Origin of the sequence: Cellulosimicrobium cellulans (genome assembly GCF_006539945.1) — a bacterium.
In the GTDB taxonomy this organism is placed as follows: domain Bacteria; phylum Actinomycetota; class Actinomycetes; order Actinomycetales; family Cellulomonadaceae; genus Cellulosimicrobium; species Cellulosimicrobium cellulans.
Genome location: NZ_BJNZ01000004.1, coordinates 143,432 through 163,570 on the forward strand (window position 1 = coordinate 143,432; position 20,139 = coordinate 163,570).

General features: G+C 74.2%; 15 protein-coding genes and 1 riboswitch. Of the genes, 5 read left to right on the forward strand and 10 right to left on the reverse strand.

Going from position 1 to position 20,139, the window contains the following annotated elements; genetic code table 11:
* Positions 1-14 precede the first annotated feature (14 nt).
* The 3 genes from CCE02nite_RS04725 to CCE02nite_RS04735 are packed head-to-tail and all read right to left on the reverse strand — an operon-like array spanning position 15 to position 5,982.
* Positions 15-1,274 (reverse strand): acetate/propionate family kinase, encoded by a 1,260-nt coding sequence (locus CCE02nite_RS04725; RefSeq protein ID WP_141388520.1) that lies wholly within the window; start codon positions 1,272-1,274, stop codon positions 15-17.
* Positions 1,271-3,484 (reverse strand): phosphate acetyltransferase, encoded by a 2,214-nt coding sequence (gene pta / locus CCE02nite_RS04730; protein ID WP_141388521.1) that lies wholly within the window; start codon positions 3,482-3,484, stop codon positions 1,271-1,273. The genes CCE02nite_RS04725 and pta overlap by 4 nt, the downstream gene beginning before the upstream one ends.
* Positions 3,481-5,982, reverse strand: a complete 2,502-nt coding sequence (locus CCE02nite_RS04735; RefSeq protein WP_141388522.1) for a phosphoketolase family protein — start codon at positions 5,980-5,982, stop codon at positions 3,481-3,483. Before CCE02nite_RS04735 ends, pta begins: the two co-directional genes overlap by 4 nt.
* 270 nt (positions 5,983-6,252) lie before the next feature.
* Between CCE02nite_RS04735 and CCE02nite_RS04740 the strand changes: the two genes are divergently transcribed.
* The gene (locus CCE02nite_RS04740; RefSeq protein WP_141388523.1) at positions 6,253-7,110 is read left to right on the forward strand and encodes an SURF1 family protein; all 858 of its coding nucleotides are present in this window, start codon (positions 6,253-6,255) and stop codon (positions 7,108-7,110) included.
* A 63-nt stretch (positions 7,111-7,173) separates the two neighbouring features.
* On the opposite strand, the gene CCE02nite_RS04745 is transcribed toward CCE02nite_RS04740, so the two are convergent.
* The 3 genes from CCE02nite_RS04745 to CCE02nite_RS04755 are packed head-to-tail and all read right to left on the reverse strand — an operon-like array spanning position 7,174 to position 11,764.
* A complete protein-coding gene (locus CCE02nite_RS04745) occupies positions 7,174-8,211 on the reverse strand; it encodes a GNAT family N-acetyltransferase (protein WP_170227216.1) in 1,038 nt (345 codons plus the stop codon).
* Positions 8,212-8,237: 26 nt separating this feature from the next.
* On the reverse strand, positions 8,238-9,971 hold the full coding sequence (locus tag CCE02nite_RS04750; RefSeq protein WP_141388525.1) for an ABC transporter ATP-binding protein: 1,734 nt from the start codon (positions 9,969-9,971) through the stop codon (positions 8,238-8,240).
* Positions 9,968-11,764 carry an ABC transporter transmembrane domain-containing protein gene (locus CCE02nite_RS04755; protein WP_141388526.1) on the reverse strand — a complete coding sequence of 599 codons (1,797 nt, stop codon included), beginning with the start codon at positions 11,762-11,764 and terminating at the stop codon, positions 9,968-9,970. The genes CCE02nite_RS04750 and CCE02nite_RS04755 overlap by 4 nt, the downstream gene beginning before the upstream one ends.
* Positions 11,765-11,888: 124 nt before the next feature.
* On the opposite strand from CCE02nite_RS04755, the gene CCE02nite_RS04760 reads away from it, so the two are divergent.
* Positions 11,889-12,329 (forward strand): DUF3817 domain-containing protein, encoded by a 441-nt coding sequence (locus CCE02nite_RS04760; protein WP_141388527.1) that lies wholly within the window; start codon positions 11,889-11,891, stop codon positions 12,327-12,329.
* The gene (locus tag CCE02nite_RS04765; protein ID WP_141388528.1) at positions 12,326-13,594 is read left to right on the forward strand and encodes a ThiF family adenylyltransferase; all 1,269 of its coding nucleotides are present in this window, start codon (positions 12,326-12,328) and stop codon (positions 13,592-13,594) included. Before CCE02nite_RS04760 ends, CCE02nite_RS04765 begins: the two co-directional genes overlap by 4 nt.
* A 441-nt stretch (positions 13,595-14,035) precedes the next feature.
* Here the strand turns inward: CCE02nite_RS04765 and CCE02nite_RS04770 are convergent, their stop codons facing one another.
* From CCE02nite_RS04770 to thiO, 3 genes are read right to left on the reverse strand one after another with little or no spacing between them, the layout of a single operon-like run.
* Complete coding sequence (locus tag CCE02nite_RS04770; RefSeq protein ID WP_255318634.1) at positions 14,036-14,878, reverse strand: thiazole synthase; 843 nt, start codon at positions 14,876-14,878, stop codon at positions 14,036-14,038.
* Between the two features lie 9 nt (positions 14,879-14,887).
* Positions 14,888-15,121, reverse strand: coding sequence for a sulfur carrier protein ThiS (gene thiS, locus CCE02nite_RS04775; RefSeq protein WP_141388529.1), 234 nt, complete (start codon positions 15,119-15,121; stop codon positions 14,888-14,890).
* Between the two features lie 5 nt (positions 15,122-15,126).
* Entirely contained in the window at positions 15,127-16,452 is a 1,326-nt protein-coding gene (gene thiO / locus CCE02nite_RS04780; protein WP_141388530.1) for a glycine oxidase ThiO, read from the reverse strand.
* A 4-nt stretch (positions 16,453-16,456) separates the two neighbouring features.
* Positions 16,457-16,536, reverse strand: a riboswitch (TPP riboswitch).
* Between the two features lie 52 nt (positions 16,537-16,588).
* Between thiO and thiE the strand changes: the two genes are divergently transcribed.
* Together thiE and guaA are read left to right on the forward strand one after the other, a co-directional pair.
* Positions 16,589-17,305: a thiamine phosphate synthase gene (thiE, locus tag CCE02nite_RS04785; protein WP_141388531.1), complete on the forward strand. Its 717-nt coding sequence runs from the start codon at positions 16,589-16,591 to the stop codon at positions 17,303-17,305.
* Between the two features lie 43 nt (positions 17,306-17,348).
* Positions 17,349-18,962 carry a glutamine-hydrolyzing GMP synthase gene (guaA, locus tag CCE02nite_RS04790; protein WP_304363325.1) on the forward strand — a complete coding sequence of 538 codons (1,614 nt, stop codon included), beginning with the start codon at positions 17,349-17,351 and terminating at the stop codon, positions 18,960-18,962.
* 4 nt (positions 18,963-18,966) lie between these two features.
* On the opposite strand, the gene CCE02nite_RS04795 is transcribed toward guaA, so the two are convergent.
* Positions 18,967-20,127, reverse strand: coding sequence for a glycosyltransferase family 4 protein (locus CCE02nite_RS04795; protein WP_141388532.1), 1,161 nt, complete (start codon positions 20,125-20,127; stop codon positions 18,967-18,969).
* Positions 20,128-20,139: the final 12 nt, after the last annotated feature.

The window sequence follows — 20,139 nt, forward strand, 5'->3', positions numbered from 1 at the left end:
ACCGAGCATCCCACCTACGACGCGCGCGACGCCGCCTCGACGACCTCGACGGACTGACGGGCGATCGCGAGCTCCTCCATCGTCGGCACGACCATGACGAGCGTGCTCGTCCAGTCGGGGGAGATGACGCGCGGCTCGCCGGAGCGCACGGCGTTGCGCTCCGGGTCGACCGCGAGGCCGAGGGGCTCGAGTCCCTCGACGACGGCGGCGCGCACGTCCGTGTCGTTCTCGCCGACGCCCGCGGTGAACGCGACGACGTCGACCCGGCCGAGCACGGCGGTGTAGGCACCGACGTACTTGCGCAGGCGGTGGATGTAGACGTCGAAGGCGCGGCGCGCGTCCTCGTCGCCGGCGTCGATGAGCCGGCGCAGCTCGCGGAAGTCGTTGACCCCCGACAAGCCCTTGACGCCCGAGCGCTTGTTGAACAGGACGTCGATCTCGTCGATGCTCATGCCCGCGTTGCGCGCGAGGTGGAACACGACGGCCGCGTCGATGTCGCCCGTGCGGGTGCCCATGACGAGGCCCTCGAGCGGGGTCATGCCCATCGAGGTGTCGACCGCGACCCCGCCGCGGACCGCGGAGGCGGACGCGCCGTTGCCGAGGTGCAGCACGATCGTGTTGAGACCCTCGATCCGGCGGCCGAGGACGCGCGCGACCTTGCCCGACACGTACTGGTGGCTCGTCCCGTGGAAGCCGTACCGGCGCACGCCGTACGCCTGCGCGACCTCCCGGTCGAGCGCGTACGTGGACGCGGCGTCCGGCAGCGTGGAGAAGAACGCGGTGTCGAACACCGCGACGTGCGGCACGTCGGGCAGCAGCTCGCGCGCGACCTCGATGCCCTTGACGTTCGGCGGGTTGTGCAGCGGAGCCAGCGGCGAGAGCTCGGAGATCTGACGGACGACCTCGTCGTCCACGAGGACCGGCGCGGAGAAGACGGCGCCGCCGTGCACCACACGGTGGCCCACCGCGTACACGTCCGCGTCGGCGAGCGTCGGGCCGACCTCGTCGAACAGGCCGAGCGCGATGCGCAGGGCGACCCCGTGGTCGGCGACGGGCTCCTCGCGCGTCGTCGTGTTCCCCGCGAACCGGTGCTTGATGATGCCGGTGTCCTCGCCGATGCGCTCGATCGTGCCGGCCGCGATCGCCTCGCCGCCGACGGGGTTGACGAGCTGGTACTTGAGCGAGGACGACCCCGAGTTCATGACGAGCACGGACCCGTGCGCCCCGTAGGCGCTGTAGGGGTTGGGGCGCTCGCCCTCGGGCAGGATCGTCATGAGGTGGCTCCTCGGGAGTGGACGGAGTCGTGGGTGGAGTCAGCGGTGGGGGCGGCGGACGCGGGTCCCGTGGAGCCCTGGGCCTGGATCGCGGTGATGGCGACGGTGTTGACGATGTCCTGCACGAGCGCGCCGCGCGACAGGTCGTTCACCGGCTTGTTGAGGCCCTGGAGGACCGGGCCGACCGCGACGGCGCCCGCCGAGCGCTGCACGGCCTTGTAGGTGTTGTTGCCCGTGTTGAGGTCCGGGAAGATGAACACCGTCGCGCGGCCCGCGACGTCCGAGCCCGGCATCTTCGACGCCGCGACGGACGCGTCCACGGCCGCGTCGTACTGGATCGGGCCCTCGACGAACAGGTCGGGGCGGCGCTCGCGGACGAGCGCCGTTCCCCGGCGCACCTTGTCCACGTCGGCACCCGAGCCGGACTCCCCGGTCGAGTACGACAGCATCGCGACCCGCTGGTCGACGCCGAACTGCTGTGCCGTCGCCGCGGAGGAGATCGCGATGTCCGCGAGCTGCTCGGCCGTCGGGTCCGGGATGACCGCGCAGTCGCCGTAGACGAGCACGCGGTCCTGGAGGCACATGAGGAAGACGGACGACACGACGGACACGCCCGGCTGGGTCTTGATGATCTCGAACGACGGCTTGATGGTGTGCGCCGTCGTGTGCTTCGCCCCCGACACCATGCCGTCCGCGAGGCCGAGGTGGACCATCATCGTGCCGAAGTAGGACACGTCCTGGACGCGCTCGCGCGCGTCCTCGAGCCGGATGCCCTTGTGGGCGCGCAGACGCGCGTACTCCGTCGCGAAGCGCTCGACGAGCTCCGGGTCGTGCGGGCTGACCACGTGCGCGGCGTCGATGTCGAGGCCGAGCTCGGCCGCGCGGGCGCGGACCTTCTGCTCCTCCCCGAGGATCGTCAGCTCGGCGACCTGACGGCCGAGCAGCGTGGACGCGGCGCGCAGGATGCGGTCGTCGTCGCCCTCGGGCAGCACGACGTGCTTGCGGTCCGCGCGGGCGCGCGAGAGCAGCTCGTACTCGAACATGAGCGGCGTGACGACCTCGGGGCGGGGCACGTCGAGCCCCGCGAGGAGCGCCGCACCGTCGACGCTCTGCTCGAACAGCGCGAGCGCCGTGTCGACCTTGCGCTGCGACTCCTTGGTCACGCGGCCCCGCGCGCTCGCGGCGGCGCTCGCCGAGCGGAACGTCCCGAGGTCGGTGCGGATGATCGGCAGGCTCGGGTCGAGGTCGGCCACGAGGCGCGCGGTCGACTCGGGCGGGAAGAACCCGCCGTTGAGGATGACGCCCGCGAGGGACGGGAAGCCGGACGCCGAGTGCGCGGCGAGCAGCCCGATGAGGATGTCGACGCGGTCGCCGGGCGTGATGACGACCGCGCCGTCGGTCAGCCGGTCGAGCAGGTGCTCGAACGACATGGCACCCACGAGCAGGTCCGTCGCCTCGCGACCCAGGAGCTCCTCCTCGCCGAAGGCGAGCGTCCCGCCCACGGCCTCCATGAGCACTCGGACGGTCGGGGCGTCGAGGAACGGGTCCTCGGGCACCGCCCACCCCGGCAGGCGGGCGCCCGGGGCGGCCTCCGCCGTCGTGCCCGACGGCGCCCCCGCGAGCGGCTCGCCGTCCGGGCCGAGCGCGCCGAGCAGCGCGCGCACCGCGTCGAGGTCGTCCGGCTGCACGCGGTTCGCGACGACGCCGATGGGCTGCGCGTGCTGGGAGCGCAGCTCGGCGACGCTCACCTCGATGAGGTTGCCCACGGCGTCGGGCGTGCGGCCCTTGCCGGAGACGACGAGGAGGACCGGCGCGCCGAGGTTCGCCGCGACGCGCGCGTTGAACGACAGCTCGGTCGGGCCTGCGACGTCGGTGTAGTCCGTCCCGACGACCACGACGAAGTCGCACTGGCGCGCGACCTCGTGGTACCGCGCCACGATCTGTGACAGCGCGCCCTCGGGGTCGGCGTGGACGTCCTCGTACGTGACGCCGATCGCCTGCTCGGCGGTGACGTCCACGCCGTCGTGCGCGAGCAGGAGCTCGAGCACGTAGTCCTGCACGTCCGGGCCGACGGCCCGGGTGACCGGCCGGAAGACCCCGACCCGCTGGACCTTGCGGACCAGCAGGTCGAGGACTCCCAGCGCGACCGTGGACTTGCCCGTCTCGCCCTCGGGCGAGGTGATGTAGATGCTGCGAGCGGTGTCGCTCACTCGTTGTCTCCTCCGGTGTCCTGCACGGCGGCGCTCGCGCCGTTGTACTGCGGGCCACCCTCCTCGGTCGCCGTCTCGCCGACGTCCGGCCACACCCAGTCGCGCACCTCGGGGATGTCCTCCCCGTGCTCGCGGGTGTACTGCCGGGCCGTCAGCCGTGCGTCGACCATCTCCTGGCGCAGACCCGCGTAGGTCGAGCGCAGGGACGGCACGCGGTCGATGACGTCGATCACCAGGTGGTAGCGGTCGATGTCGTTGAGCATGGCCATGTCGAACGGGGTGGTGGTGGTGCCCTCCTCCTTGTAGCCGCGCACGTGGATGTTCGCGTGGTTGGTGCGGCGGTACGTGAGGCGGTGGATGAGCCACGGGTAGCCGTGGTAGTTGAAGATCACGGGCTTGTCCGTGGTGAACAGCGTGTCGAAGTCCTTGTCCGACAGCCCGTGCGGGTGCTCCTTCTCGTCCTGGAGCCGCATGAGGTCCACGACGTTGACGACCCGGACCTTGAGGTCGGGGATGCGGCGGCGCAGGATGTCCGCCGCGGCGAGCACCTCGAGCGTCGGGACGTCGCCCGCGGAGCCGAGGACGACGTCCGGGTCCTCGCCCTCGACCTCGGTGCCGGCCCACTCCCAGATGCCCAGACCGCGCGTGCAGTGGGCGATCGCCTGCTCCATGGACAGGAACTGCGGTGCCGGCTGCTTGCCCGCCACGACGACGTTCACGTACTGGCGCGAGCGCAGGCAGTGGTCGTAGGTGGAGAGCAGCGTGTTGGCGTCCGGCGGCAGGTAGACGCGGACGATCTCGGCCTTCTTGTTCACGACGTGGTCGATGAAGCCCGGGTCCTGGTGGCTGAAGCCGTTGTGGTCCTGGCGCCACACGTGGCTCGAGAGCAGGTAGTTGAGGCTCGCGACCGGCCGGCGCCACGGGATGTGGTTCGTGACCTTGAGCCACTTCGCGTGCTGGTTGAACATCGAGTCGACGATGTGGATGAAGGCCTCGTAGCTCGTGAACAGGCCGTGCCGCCCGGTGAGCAGGTAGCCCTCGAGCCAGCCCTGGCACTGGTGCTCCGACAGCATCTCCATGACCCGGCCGGCGCGCGCGAGGTGCTCGTCGACGTCAGGCCCGAAGAAGTCGGCGTTCCACTGCTTGTCCGTGACCTCGTAGACGGCCTGGAGCCGGTTCGACGCGGTCTCGTCGGGGCCGAAGATGCGGAAGTTGTCCGGGTTGAGCCGCACGACGTCGGTCAGCCACTGCCCGAGGACGCGCGTCGCCTCGGCGACGTTGCCGCCCGGGCCGGAGACGTCGACCGCGTAGTCGCGGAAGTCCGGGAGCCGCAGGTCCTTGAGCAGGAGCCCGCCGTTCGCGTGCGGGTTGTCGCTCATGCGCAGCGTGCCCTCGGGCGCGAGCGCGGCGATGTCGTCGTGCAGGCGGCCGTCCTCGTCGAACAGCTCGTCGGCCCGGTACGACTCGAGCCAGCCCCGCAGCACGTCGAGGTGCTCCGGGGTGTCCCGCGCGCTCGCGAGCGGCACCTGGTGCGCGCGCCACGAGTCCTCGGTCTTCTTGCCGTCGATGACGGGCGGGCACGTCCAGCCCTTGGGGGTGCGGAAGACGATCATGGGCCACGCGGGGCGCTCGTCGTTCCCCGCCGCGGCGTCGGCCTTGATCTGCGCGATGTGGTTGAGCACCTCGTCGAGGAGCGTCGCGAAGCGCCGGTGCACCTCGAAGTGGTCCTCGCCGTCGAACCCGCCCGTGAAGAAGTACGGGGTGTGGCCGTAGCCGATCATGAGGTCGCGCAGCTCGTCGTCGCTGATGCGCGCGAGCACGGTGGGGTTGGCGATCTTGTACCCGTTGAGGTGCAGGATCGGCAGCACGACGCCGTCGTTGCGCGCGTTGACGAACTTGTTGGAGTGCCAGCTCGTCGCGAGCGGGCCCGTCTCCGCCTCGCCGTCGCCCACGACCGCGGCGACCAGCAGGTCGGGGTTGTCGAACGCGGCGCCGTACGCGTGGGAGAGCGCGTAGCCGAGCTCGCCGCCCTCGTGGATCGACCCCGGGGTCTCCGGCGCGACGTGGCTCGGGATACCGCCGGGGAAGGAGAACTGGCGGAACAGCCGGCGCAGGCCCTCGGCGTCCTGCGTGATGTCCGTGTAGGTCTCCGAGTACGTCCCCTCGAGGTACGCGTTCGCGACGAGCCCGGGACCGCCGTGGCCGGGACCCGCGACGTAGATCGTCGACTGACGGCGCTGCGCGATCGCGCGGTTGAGGTGCGCATAGAGGAAGTTGAGGCCGGGCGTCGTGCCCCAGTGGCCCAGCAGGCGCGGCTTGACGTCCTCGCGGTCCAGCGGCGTGCGCAGCAGCGGGTTGTCGAGCAGGTAGATCTGGCCGACGGACAGGTAGTTCGCCGCACGCCACCACGCGTCGACGCGGCGCAGGGTGTCGTCGTCGAGCGGTGCGACCTCGGCGGGTCGCCAGGCGGTGGACTCGGTGGCGGTGGTCGTGCTCATCTCACGCTCCTGCAGGGGGAAGGGTTCGTGAACGACTACGGCTTCATACAACCGCATCGACCGAGGCGCTGCACGGTTCGTGACGGCGAGGAGAGGTGTGACGTGTGCCCGCAGGGCCACAAAGGGTCGAAGGTCCCGGGCGCCGCGACGGGTGCCCGGGACGTCGGTCACCCGCCGGCATCCGGAGCGCCCGCCCGCACCCGGTGTGACGTTCGCCCGCCCCGGTCCGCGGATGCGGGGAGTTGCCCGGGCCCCGGATACCGTGGGGTCGTGCCCGAGCCCACCGCCCCCCGTTCGTTCTGGGCGGTCGCCCGCCAGCCCCGCGTGGTCGGCCTGCTCGTGCTGTTCCTCCTGGCCGCCGCCGTGTGCGCACGGCTGGGCGTCTGGCAGCTCGACCGCGCGCAGCAGCGCGCCGAGCTCGCGGCGCAGCAGGAGGCCGCGGAGCTCGAGGCCGCCGGACCCGAGGGCGTCGGGGTGCTGCTCCCGCCGCAGTCCTCCTTCCCGGGCGAGCTCGTCGGTCGGCAGGCCTGGGTCGAGGGGGAGTACGACCCCGAGGGCCAGCTCCTCGTGGAGAACCGTGCTCTCGACGGCCGGGTGGGCTACCTCGTCCTCACGCCGCTGCACGTGACCGACGACGGGACGCAGGGCGCGTCGTGGGCCGAGCTCTCCGGCGCACCTGTGCTGCCCGTCGTCCGCGGCTGGGTCGAGACGCCCGAGGAGAGCGCCGCGCTCGACCCGCCGGACGGCGTCGTGCGCCTCACCGGGTACCTCCAGGCCTCGGAGGCCGCGGGCCAGGGCGGGACCGCGCCCGGGCTCACGGACGCCATCTCGACCGGGGCGCTCGTCAACGAGTGGGGCGGACCGATGTACTCGGGGTACCTCGTGCTGCTGTCGTCCGACCCGGAGCAGCCGTCGGCGACCGAGGGCGGTCCGGCTCAGCTCCCGCGCCCGACGATCGAGGGCGGCACGGGCCTCAACCTGCAGAACCTCTTCTACGCGCTGCAGTGGTGGGTGTTCGGCGGCTTCGCGGTGCTGCTCTGGGTCCGCCTCGTGCGCGACGAGGCGTCCGGGGGCACGCGCCGCGCGCGCGGCGAGGACGCCGGGATCGCCGGTCTTCCCGGCGACTGAGCGGCGGCGCCCCGACCGCCGTCCCTCGGACGTCGCGGGGTGCCTCGGCCGCCGAGCGAGGCGTCAGTCGTCGAGGTCGAGGTCCTTGAACCACGACTCGGTGACGTAGTCCGTCTCCCAGCCGAGCGAGCGGTAGAGCTGGTCGGCGCTGGTCGGGGAGTCCGCGTCGACCTCGAGCGCCACGCGGTCGCGACCGTCCCGTGCGGCGTCGGCGACGACGGTGGCCAGGAGCGACTTCGCCACACCACGGCCACGGGCGGCACGCGTCACCCCGATGTACTCGACGTAGGTGCCGCGCGCCCCGCCCTCGGGCGCGGCGAGGGACGAGCACACCACGGTGCCGGCGGGCACGCGGCGGCCGTCGTCGGTCTGCACGTACGCGAGCCACCAGTGGTCCCAGCTGTGGCCCGGGTCCTCGCGGAGGCGTTGCACGAACTCCGAGAAGCTCTCCCGGTACGAGTTGAAGTGGTCCTGGAAGGACGTCTCCAGCATCTGGTGCACGACCTGGAGGTCCGTCGCGACGGGCATCCCGTTCGCGTGCCGCTCGACGGGGCGCACCGTGACGCCCGCGCGCGGCGCGAGCGCGGCCTCCTCCGGGACGACCGGGCGCGTCATGTGCAGCCAGCTGCGCCGTCGCGCGTACCCGGCGCGCGTCAGCCACTGGGCCTGCCGCGTGTCGTCGGCGAACGGGCTCTCGTCGAGGCGCGTCGCCGTCACCCCGCGCAGGCGCGCCATCGCGACCGCCGTGCGCTCCGCCCAGCGGTAGAACGCGTCGGCGATCGCGTCGACCTCGGGCACGTCCCGGTCGAAGTAGCCCCAGACGGTCGCCCGCCCGGCGGCGCGGTCGTGCACGGTCACCCAGGCGCGGGGGACGTCGTCGGGACCGACGGCGACGAGCTGGCGCCGCGTCCACGACGCCAGCCCCGCGACCTCGGACTCGATCCCGGCGGGGTCGACGTGCGTCGAGCCCGTCCCCTGGATCTCGTCCAGACGTCGCAGCCCGACGAGCGCGTCGATGTCGGCGTAGCCGGGGACGCGGGCCCGCCAGGGAGCCGGGAGGGTCGGGAGGTCGTGCGGGGCGTCGCTCGTGGTGTCAGACATCTGCACCATCTTGACACCGACCGGCTCTACTCCTGCTGCCAGGAGTGCCAGAGCCGGGCGTAGTCGCCGCCCGCCGCGACGAGCTCGTCGTGCGGGCCGATCTCGCTGATGCGCCCGCCGTCGACCACGGCGACGCGGTCGGCGTCGTGCGCGGTGTGCAGGCGGTGCGCGATCGCCACGACGGTCCGGCCGGCGAGCACGGCGTCGAGCGAGCGCTCGAGGTGCCGGGCCGCGCGCGGGTCGAGGAGCGACGTCGCCTCGTCGAGCACGAGCGTGTGCGGGTCCAGGAGCACGAGCCGCGCGAGCGCGACCTGCTGCGCCTGCGCGGGCGTGAGCACGTGCCCGCCCGACCCGACGGTCGTCTCCAGCCCGTCGGGCAGGGACTCCGCCCACCCGCGTGCGTCCACGGCGTCGAGCGCGTCGCGGAGCTCGGCGTCGCTCGCGTCGACCTTGGCCAGCCGCAGGTTGTCGGCGAGCGTGCCGACGAACACGTGGTGCTCCTGCGTGACGAGCGCGACCTCGCGGCGCAGGTCTTCCAACGGCAGGTCGACGAGGCGGACGCCGCCCGAGCGGACGGATCCGGCCGTGGGCGGGTGGATGCCGGCGAGCATGCGCCCGAGCGTCGACTTGCCCGCGCCGGACGGACCGACGACGGCGAGCCGTTCGCCGGGCTCGAGGTCCAGCGAGACGCCGTGCAGCACGGGGTGGCCCTCGCGATAGGCGTACTCGACGTCGCGCGCGACGAGCCGGTCGCCGTCGGGCACGTCGCCCGTCGCGGTGCGGTCGCCGGGGACCTGCGCGACGCCGACGATGCGCGCGTAGGACGCCGCCGCGACCTGGATCTCGTCGAGCCAGAAGATGAGGTTCCACACCGGCCCGGCGAGCTGGAACGCGTACGTCGTCACCGTGGCGACGGCACCGAGCGTCGTCTGGCCCTGCGAGAGCAGCCAGGCGCCCCACACGAGCGCGGCGACCGGCGCGATCGCGATCGCGAGGTCGATGCCCGGGAAGAGCACCGTGCGCAGCCCGAGCGTGTACCGCTCGGACTCGTACGCCTCGGTGAGGTCGGCCCGCACGCGGGCCTGGCGCCGCTCGGTGAGCGAGAGCGCGTCGACCGTGCGCGCACCCTCGACGCTCTCGGTGATGGTGCCGTTGAGCGTCGCGTACGCCGCGGCCTCCCGCTGGTAGCCGGCCGACGCGCGCTTGAGGTACCAGCGCGAGACGACGACGAGCAGCGGGACCCCGACGAACAGCGCGATCGCGACGAGCGGGGCGACGACGACCGACGCCACGACCGTGAGGACGAGCGTCACGACCGCCACGAGGAGCTGCGGCACGCCGAACCGCACCGCGTGCTGGATGCGGTCGACGTCGTTGGTCGTGCGCGCGACGAGGTCGCCCGTGCCGGCGCGCTCGACGGTCGACAGCGGGAGCGAGGTCACCGTCTCGACGAGGTCCTCGCGCAGCTCGGCGAACACCGTCTCGCCGAACACCATGGACAGGCGCTGCGCGTACCGGCGCAGCACGGCCTGCGCGACGACGGCCCCCGCGCCGACGGCGACGACCGTCGTCACGTAGGACGAGGTCGTGCCCTCGGTGACGGCGTCGACGAGCCGGCCGAGCAGCCAGGGGCCGACCAGCCCGGCGACGGCGGCCAGCGTGTGCAGCACGGCGATCAGGACGAACGTGCCACGGTGACGGGCGAAGAGCCGCCCGGCGGCGGCGCGGACGGCGGGGCCGTCGGCGACGGGGAGCTTCACGACTCTCCTCCTTCGGGTGCGGTGCGGGCGAGGACGGGGGACTCGTCGAGCGAGCGCCCGACGACGCGCAGGTAACGGGCCGCGTCGTCGTCCGGCGTCGTACCGGGTGCGTGGGCGCGGTCCACGAGGTCGCGGTGCGTGCCGCGCGCGGTGACGCGACCGCCCTCGAGGAGCAGGACCTCGTCGACGTGCTCGAGCACGAGCGGCGACGCGGTGACGACGAGCGTGGTGCGGCCGCGCCGGGCGTCGGCGAGGCTCGCCGCGATCCGGGCCTCGGTGTGGGCGTCGACGGCGCTCGTCGGCTCGACGAGCACGAGGACCTCGGGCTCGGTGAGCAGGGCGCGTGCGAGCGCGACGCGCTGGCGCTGGCCGCCCGAGAGCGACCGGCCCTTCTCGGGCAGCTCGCCCGTGAGGCCGTCGGGGACGGAGTCGAGCACGTCGTGGGCGTCGGCGACGGTGACGGCGGCGAGCACGTCGGCCTCGGTCGCGGAACCCCGCGGGTCGAGCTCGTCGCGCAGCGCGCCGGAGAAGAGCTGGGGTGTCGCCTCGGCGACCACGACCCGCCGCCGGAGCGCGTGCTTGTCCAGGTCGGCGAGGAGCGTCCCGCCGAGCCGCACGGGGGTCGCGACCTCCGCGGCGTCGTCGAACCGGCCGAGGCGCGTCGCGACGGCCGCCGACGCGTCGGGGTCCGCGGACACGAGCGCGACGACGCGGCCCGGCTCGAGGACCAGGCCGCTCGTCTCGTCGACGAGGGGACTGCCCTCGGTCGGCATGGGCGCGGTGGCCGGGGTCGCGCCCGCGGCGGGCTCGACCGCGAGGACGCGCACGATCTTGCGCGACGCGACGTGCGCGCGCGTGGCGATGTTGAGCATCTGGGTCGCGACCTGGAGGGGCCAGCCGAGGAAGGCCGCGTACCCGTAGAACGCGACGAGCTGCCCGGGCGTGATGTCGCCGGCCAGCGCCGCCGTCGCGCCCAGGTAGACGACGAGCACGACGAGGAGGCCGGGCAGGAGCACCTGGAGCGCGTCGAGGGTGGCCTGCGTGTGCGCGACCTTCACGCCGGCCTCGCGCACCTGCTGCGACTGCCGCGCGTAGCGGCCGACGAACACGCCCTCGCCGCCGATGCCGCGCAGGATGCGCAGGCCGGAGACGGTGTCGGCGCCGAGCGTCGTCAGGCGGCCCTGGGCCTCGCGCTGCGCGGCCTGGCGCTGCTGGAGCGGCTTGACGAGCAGGGCGAGCACCGCGGCGACCACGGGGAGGCCCAGCACGACGACGAGCCCGAGCTGGAGCGACGTGGAGAGCATGATGAAGGCCACCACGACGTACGCACCGAGCGCGCCGAGGAACTGGCCCATCATCGAGAAGAGCTGGCCGACGCGCATGGCGTCGCTCGCGACGGTGGACACGACCTCGCCCGTGGGCAGCTCCTCCGTGATCGCGTCGCCGGAGCGCGCGGTGACGTCACCCACGAGCTGGGACGTGGTGAGCGCGGAGCGCAGCCAGTTCGCGATGTCGAACCGGTGCTGCGTCACTCCCGTGACGACGATCCCCAGGCCCAGCGCGAGCAGGAGGCCCGCCCACCGCCACAGCTCCGGCCCGAACCCCTCCGCGAGACCCTCGTCGAGCGCGCGGCCGAGCATGTACGGCTGGAACGCCTGGCATGCGAAGTTGGCCAGGCCCAGCAGCACGGAGACGGTGAGCACGGTCCACTGGCGCCGGGCCAGCCAGAGCAGGTAGCGCGTCGGTCCACGCAGGTCAGGGGTCCCCGGGTCGGGGAGGGGGAGGGGTCGCACGGTGATCTACCCTAGGTTCGGCGTCCGACACGCGGCGACGCTTTAACCGCTGCGACCGCGTCGCACGCCACCGCGCGCGGCAGGGACCGCGGCGGCCGTCTCGCCCGGAACGAGGACCTCTCCCATGACCACGCAGGACCCGGCCACGCCCACCCCGACCGACGCGCCCGCCGACGTGGCGACGCCGAGCACGGAGGCCGCGCGCACCGCGATCCGCAAGGCGCGCGGCGCGCTCGCCCGCTACCGGGTCCTCGCGATCATCACCGGTGTGATGCTCCTCATCCTCTGCGTCGAGATGCTCGTCAAGTACGGCGTGGGCCAGTTCGTCGACGTCGACGGGATCATGCGGTACGTCTCCTGGATCCCGTTCGCGCACGGCTGGATCTACGTCGTCTACCTCGTCACGGTGCTCGACCTGTGGACCAAGATGCGCTGGGGCTGGGGCCGCCTCGCGACCATGGTGTTCGCCGGCGTCGTCCCGGTCATGTCGTTCATCCTCGAGAAGAAGGTGCACGCCGAGGCCGAGGCCAAGCTCGCCGTCCTGGAGGAGCAGTACGCGTCATGACGGCGGCCCTCGCGCCCCTCGTCGCGCCCGGTCCCGAGCTGACCACCGCGGAGCTCGAGCGGTACGCGCGCCACCTCGCGCTGCCCGGCGTCGGCCCCGAGGGCCAGCGCCGCCTCGCGGCCGCGCGCGTGCTCGTCGTCGGTGCGGGCGGCCTCGGCAGCCCCGCCCTGCTCTACCTCGCCGCCGCGGGCGTCGGCACGATCGGCATCGTCGACGACGACGTCGTCGACACGTCCAACCTCCAGCGCCAGGTGATCCACGGCGGGCCCGACGTTGGCCGTCGCAAGGTCGACTCCGCCCGCGACGCCATCGCCGACGTCAACCCGCACGTGCGCGTCGTCGAGCACGCGCTGCGCCTCGACGTCGACACCGCGCTCGACGTGCTGCGCGGCTACGACGTCGTGCTCGACGGCGCCGACAACTTCCCGACGCGCTACCTCGTCTCCGACGCGGCCGAGGTCCTCGGCCTGCCCGTGGTCTGGGGCTCGATCTACCGCTTCCAGGGGCAGGTCAGCGTCTTCTGGGGCGCGCCGCGGTTCGCGGTGCCCGACGACGTCCCGGTCCCGGGCGGCGCGGCTCCCTTCGGTCCCGGGGACGGCGAGGCGCGCGGCGTGACCTACCGCGACGTGTTCCCCGTCCCGCCGCCGCCCGGTGCCGCGCCCGACTGCGCGACCGGCGGGGTGTTCGGCGCGATGTGCGGGACCGTCGGATCCGTCATGGCGACCGAGGCGATCAAGCTCGTCACCGGCGCCGGCACGACGCTGCTGGGCCGTCTCGCCGTCTACGACGCGCTCGACCTGTCCTGGCGCCAGCTCACCGTGCGCGCCGACCCGACGCGCGAGCCCGTCACCGCGCTCCTGCCGGGCGACGACGCCTACGCCGCGTTCTGCGGGCTCGCCCCGGCGACGCCGGGCGCGGGGCCCGTCGCGGGCGAGCGCGACGTCACCGCACGCGACGCGGCGGCCCTGCTGGCCGACGACGGCGCGGCGCCGTACCTGCTCGACGTGCGCGAGGACTGGGAGGCGCAGGTGCGTCCCCTGCTCGGGTCGACGCTCGTGCCGAGCGGGACGTTCCTCACGGGCGACCCTGCCGCGGCGCTCGCGGACCTCCCGACGGACCGGCCCGTGCTCGTCCTGTGCGCGGTCGGCGCCCGCTCGGCCCGCGTCGCCGACGTCGCCCGCGCGGCGGGGATCGACGCCCGCTCCGTCGTCGGCGGCGTCCCCGCCCTCCTCGACGCCCTCGCGGCCGCCGTCCCGCCGAGGTAGAACCCCGGTCGCGCGAGGTAGAGCCGTGGTCGCGCGAGGTAGAGCCGTGGTTGCGCGAGGTAGAGCCGTGGTCACGTTGCCCGACGGCGGTCTGGTCGCCTTGGGTGGTCGGGGTGGGTGGTGGTGCCGCGTCGACCATCCGCCGCTCGTTCCTCGCGGCTCCGTGTTCTCGGTCGGGATCGTCCTGCGTTCGCCAGCTCACTCCGGACGATCCCTCGTTCCAGGCCCGCCACGACGCGGCACCACCACCCACCCCGCCCGGCGTCGTCCCACCCTGGTCCCCACTCACCCGGCGACCGCCCGCGTGGTCGTTCGATGTCGGCGACCTGACCGCCCGCCTGGTGGACGCCGTCAGGCACGACCACGGTTCTCCTTCGCGGACCAGGGTTTTCTCTCGCGCAACGAGGGCTTGCCTCGGCCTACCAGGGTTCAACCTCGTGGTCAGAGGGCGAGGTCGAGGCGGCCCTCGGGGGACGAGCTCGCGAGAGCACCCTCGCGGCGGGGGATGCGGCCGGCGCCGGCGGCCAGGCGGCCCGACTCGACGGCCAGACGCATCGCGTGCGCCATGCGGACCGGGTCGGCGGCGCGCGTGACGGCGGTGGCGAGCAGGACGCCGTCGCACCCGAGCTCCATCGCCTGCGCGGCGTCGGACGCCGTCCCGATCCCGGCGTCGAGGATCACCGGCACGCGGGCGGCGGCGGCGATCGCCTCGATGTTGCGGGGGTTGAGGATGCCGAGTCCGGTGCCGATCGGCGCGCCGAGGGGCATGACGGCGGCGCACCCGACGTCCTCGAGCCGGCGCGCGAGGATCGGGTCGTCGTTCGTGTAGGGCAGCACGACGAACCCGTCCCGCACGAGCTGCTCGGCCGCCTCGACGAGGCCGACGGGGTCGGGCAGGAGCGTGACGTCGTCGGCGACGACCTCGAGCTTGACCCACTCGGTGCCGCACGCCTCGCGCGCGAGGTGCGCGGTCAGGACTGCCTCGCGCACCGAGAAGCACCCGGCCGTGTTGGGCAGCGCACGGATGCCGAGGCGCGCGAGGAGCGCCCAGATCCCCGAGTCGGGACTCGCCTCCCCGCCGGCGCGGACGGCGACGCGTCGCATCGCGACGGTGGTCAGCGCGGTGCCCGACGCGACGAGCGCGTCCTCGAGCGTGAGCAGGTTCGCCGCCCCGCCGGTGCCCATGACGAGGCGCGACCCGATCGTCGTGCCGGCGACGACGAGCGGGTCGTCGCCGTCCGACGGCCGGCGCGCGGGTGCGGGGGAGATGTCGGTCGTGGTCACGGGTCCTCCTCAGCCGCCCTGGACGGCGGTCACGATCTCGATGCGGTCGCCGGGTGCGACGACGGTCGTCGCCCAGGAGCCGCGCGGCACGACGGCGTCGCTCACCGCGACGGCGACCCCCTGCGGCGTCCCGTCGGCGACGTACGCGGGCACGAGCGCCGCGACGAGCTGCTCGAGGTGCACGGGGGCGTCGAGCGGGTACGGCTCGCCGTTGACGAGCGCGGTCGGAGCAGGTGCGGTCACGGGGATCACCTCGGTGTCGTGGGGGAGAAGGCGGCCGACCGGCGGGCGTCGAACCCGGGTTCGGCGAAGCGGTCGGTGCGGGTCGGGGAGAGGGCCGCGGCGACGTCGGCGGGGAGCGGGGTGCCGGTGAGGCCGGCGACGACCGCGTCGGCGGTGAGCGGTGCGAGCAGGATCCCGTTGCGGCCGTGCCCCGTCGCGACGTGCAGTCCCGGGACGGCGGTCGGGCCGACGAGCGGCAGGTTGTCCGGGGTCGCGGGGCGCGCCCGGGGCGTCACGTCGACGAGCGCGGCCTCGTCGATCCCCGGCAGCAGGGCGCGCGCGTCGCGCAGCAGGGCGAAGACCCCGCCCGCGGTCGCGCGACGGTCGTCGGGGTTCTCCTCGGTCGTCGCGCCGACGACGACCTCCCGGTGCCCCGCGCAGTCGTGACCCTGCCCGTCGGGTACGGGGTCGCGCGGCACGATGTACACCGGCCGTCCCTGCACGACCCCGCGCACGACGTGCTCCAGCGCGAGGTCCGGTCCGGCGTCGAGGCGCAGCGTCTGCCCCTTGACCGGCCGCGTCGGCACGACGACACCCGGCACGTCCATGAGCAGCGTCCCGGACTCCCAGCCCGCCGCGACGACGACCGCGCCCGCCGCGTGGAGCCGACCTGCGTCGTCGTGCACACCCACGACGCGCCCGGACGGGTCGAGCGCGAGCCGCCTCGCCGAGGCCCGCACGACGGCGGCGCGCGCCTCGGCACCGGCGCCCGCGAGCGTCTCCGGCCCGGCGCCCCCGTCGAGCGCGCCGAGCAGCGCCGCGTGCGTCGCGCGCGGATCGACCGCGTGGTCTGCCGGCGCCCAGGCCGCACCCGCGACCCGCGGGCCCAGGTAGGGCTCGAGCCGGCGCGCGTCGGCCACGGTGAGCTCGTGCGACGCGAGACCGTGCGCGGCGTGGAGGGCGAGGACGCGTCGGAGCGACGCGAGGTCGTCGGCGTCGTACGCGAGGGTGAGGGTGCCCGCGGTGCGCAGGCCGACGTCGGCACCGGTCGCGGCGTGCAGGTCGTCCGCGAAGCCGGGCCATGCGGCGGCGGCGGCGAGGTGCAGGCGCAGCGCGTCGTCCTCGCCGAAGTCGGCCTCCGTGACCGGGGCGAGCATCCCGGCGGCGGCGTGCGTCGCGCCGTCGCCCGGCGACGGGTCGAGCACCGTGACGGTCAGCCCCGCGCGCGCCGCCCGCCACGCCACGGCGAGCCCCACGATCCCGCCGCCCACGACGACGACGTCGCGCGCGCCGTCGGGCACGGCAGGACCGGCTCCCGGCGAGCGGGACCCAGGACGGACAGGGGTGTGCATGCGCGCTCCCTTCGCTGGCATGACCCAGATCAGGTTCGACGGTCGGCTCCGACGCCCTCTCAGCCCCGTGCGGGGCTCCCGTGCTGTCGGCCACAGTACCGCCTGCTCCGGACGGGCCGCCGCTAGGCTCCGGCGGGTGAGCACCGAGACCTTCGCCACTCCCGCCCCGCAGGCTCCGGACGCCGCGCGCACCCGCCTCGCCGACGCGCGCCTCTACCTGTGCACCGACGCGCGCGAGGAGCGCGGCGACCTCGAGGACTTCCTCCGGGCAGCGCTCGCGGGCGGGGTCGACGTCGTGCAGCTCCGCGACAAGACCCTCGACGTCGCGCGCGAGCTCGAGCTCCAGGAGCTCGTCGCGCAGGTCGCGACGGAGCACGGCGCGCTGTGGGCCGTCAACGACCGGGCCGACGTCGCACGGCTGACCGGGGCGCCCGTGGTGCACATGGGGCAGGGTGATCTGCCCGTCCCCGCGGTACGAGCCCTGCTGGGCCCGGGCCCCGTGCTCGGCCGGTCCACCCACTCGGCGGACCAGGCGGCCGCCGCCGAGGCCGACCCGGACGTCGACTACTTCTGCGTGGGCCCGCTGTGGGCGACGCCGACCAAGCCCGGCCGCGCCGCCGTCGGGCTCGAGCTGCTGCGTGCGGTCGCCGCGACGCGGCCGACGACCCCGTGGTTCGCCATCGGCGGGGTCGACGCGGACCGGCTCGACACGGTGCTCGACGCCGGGGTGACGCGCGTCGTCGTCGTGCGGGCGATCACGCAGGCGAGCGACCCCGAGGCCGCGGCCCGCGCGCTGCGCGACCGGCTCACCGGACGCGTGGTCGAGCGCGCCACCGAGCGCGCCGGCGCCTGAGACGCGGGACGGGACCGCGCCGCGCGGCGACTATCCTGGAGCGGTGACGTCACCCGCCACCGCTCCCGACACCCCCACCACCGCCGAGGTCGCCGCGACCCCGCGCCCCGTGCTCGTCGTCGACTTCGGCGCCCAGTACGCGCAGCTCATCGCGCGCCGTGTGCGCGAGGCCAAGGTCTACTCCGAGATCGTGCCGCACACCTTCACGGTCGAGCAGATGCTCGCGAAGGACCCGGTGGCGATCATCCTCTCCGGCGGTCCGTCGTCGGTGTACGCGACCGGCGCCCCGTTCGTCGACCCGGCGCTGTTCACGGCCGGCGTGCCCGTCATGGGCATCTGCTACGGCTTCCAGGCCATGGCGAAGGCGCTCGGCGGCGAGGTCGCCCAGACGGGCCTGCGCGAGTACGGCGGCACCGAGGTCGAGGTGTGCGCCGCGGGCGTGCTGCTCGACGGGACGCCGCAGAACCAGACCACGTGGATGAGCCACGGCGACGCCGTGCACCGCGCGCCCGAGGGCTTCGAGGTCCTCGCGACGTCGGCAGGCTCTCCCGTCGCGGCGTTCGAGGACACGTCGCGCCGCCTCTACGGCGTGCAGTGGCACCCCGAGGTCAAGCACTCCGCGCACGGCCAGACCGTGCTGGAGCACTTCCTCTACGAGGGTGCGGGGCTGGCCCCGGACTGGACGCCCGGCAACGTCATCGCGGACCAGGTCGCGGCGATCCGTGCCCAGGTCGGCGACGCCCGCGTCATCTGCGCGCTCTCCGGCGGCGTGGACTCCGCGGTCGCGGCGGCGCTCGTGCAGCGGGCCGTGGGCGACCAGCTCACGTGCGTGCACGTGGACCACGGGCTCATGCGCGCCGGCGAGGTCGAGCAGATCGAGCGCGACTTCGTCGCGGCGACCGGCGTCAACCTCGTGATCCGCGACGAGAAGGAGCGGTTCCTCACCGCGCTCGCCGGGCACAGCGACCCCGAGACCAAGCGCAAGATCATCGGCCGCGAGTTCATCCGCGTGTTCGAGGACTCCGCGCGCCAGATCGTCGAGGACGCGGGCGAGCACGGCGCCGAGGTCAAGTTCCTCGTCCAGGGCACGCTGTACCCGGACGTCGTCGAGTCCGGTGGCGGCGAGGGCGCGGCGAACATCAAGAGCCACCACAACGTCGGCGGCCTGCCCGACGACCTGCAGTTCTCGCTCGTCGAGCCGCTGCGCACCCTGTTCAAGGACGAGGTCCGCGCCGTCGGTCGCGAGCTCGGCGTGCCCGAGGAGATCGTCGCCCGCCAGCCGTTCCCGGGCCCCGGCCTCGGCATCCGCATCGTCGGCGAGGTCACGGCGGACCGCCTCGAGACGCTGCGCGCCGCCGACGCGATCGCGCGCGAGGAGCTGACGAAGGCGGGTCTCGACAACGAGATCTGGCAGTGCCCGGTCGTGCTGCTCGCCGACGTGCGCTCCGTCGGCGTCCAGGGCGACGGCCGCACCTACGGTCACCCGATCGTCCTGCGCCCCGTCTCGTCCGAGGACGCGATGACGGCCGACTGGACGCGCCTGCCCTACGACGTGCTGTCCGTGATCTCGACGCGCATCACCAACGAGGTCGCGGAGGTCAACCGGGTCGTGCTCGACGTGACGAGCAAACCCCCGGGCACCATCGAGTGGGAGTGACCCCCTAGCGGGACGGACGGGCCCGACGATCCACGGCGATCGTCGCGGCCCGTTCGTATGCCCGCTCCACGTCGGCGAGCACGCGCGGCCAGCCCGCCGTCGAGGGCACGTCGCGGTTGTGCGCGACGATCCGGTCGAGCAGGCCGTCCTCGGTCGCGAGGCGCACGAGCGCGTCCGTGAGTCCGGCGTCGTCGTCCGCGACGAGCGCGTCGACGCCGTCCGTGAGGCGTTCCGCGACGCCCGACTGCGAACGGGTCAGGACCGCCAGACCGGCGGCCTGCCCCTCGAGCGCGGCGATCCCGAACGCCTCCTCGACGGCGGGCGCGGCGAACACGTCGGCGCGCGCGTAGAGCCGCTTGAGCCCCGTCGCGTCGAGGCGGCCGGGGAGCGACACGACCGACCCCAGCCCGTGCTCCGCGACGAAGCGCCGCGCGTCGGCCAGCTCGGGGCCGTCCCCGGCGAGCGTCACGTGGAGCGCGCCCTCGGGAAGGCGCGCGACGGCGTCGCGCACGACCTCGAGGAGCGGCAGCACGCGCTTGCGCGGCGCGAACCGCGTCGCCGCGACGACGTGGACGGCGGCGCCCTCCATGCGCTCGGCGCGCTCGGTGCGCGGGACGCGCCACGCGTCGAGGTCGAGGCCGTTGTGGAGCACCACGACCTCGCCGTGGTCGCCGACGATCCGGCGCAGGGGAGCGGCTGTCAGCTCGCTCACCGCCGACCACAGCACGGGCCAGCGCGACCACCGCACGACGCGGTCGAGCCCCGCGAACGCCTTCTCCGCCCCGCCCCACACGCTGTGCACGGTGAGCACCGCGGGCAGCCCGGACCGGACGACCGTGCGCAGGGACGCCTGCGTCGAGGGCGTGAGGACGCCCATGTGCAGGTGCACGACGTCGGGCCGGTCCGCGCGCAGGAGCCGCGCCACGTGGTGCGGCGCGCGCGGGTGCACGGGGTAGCCGCCCGGGACCCGCGCGGCGAGGCGGTGGACCGTGACGTCCCCGTCCTGCTCGATGGAGATGCCGCGCGCGCCGGGGCGCGCGGGCGTCGTGCAGACGACCGCCACGTCGTGACCGGCGGCCGCCTGCTGCTGCGCGAGCCGCGCGACCTGGGTCTCGATCCCGCCGAGCAGCGGCAGGTAGCAGTCGGTCAGGTGGGTGATGCGCACGGACCGCATCCT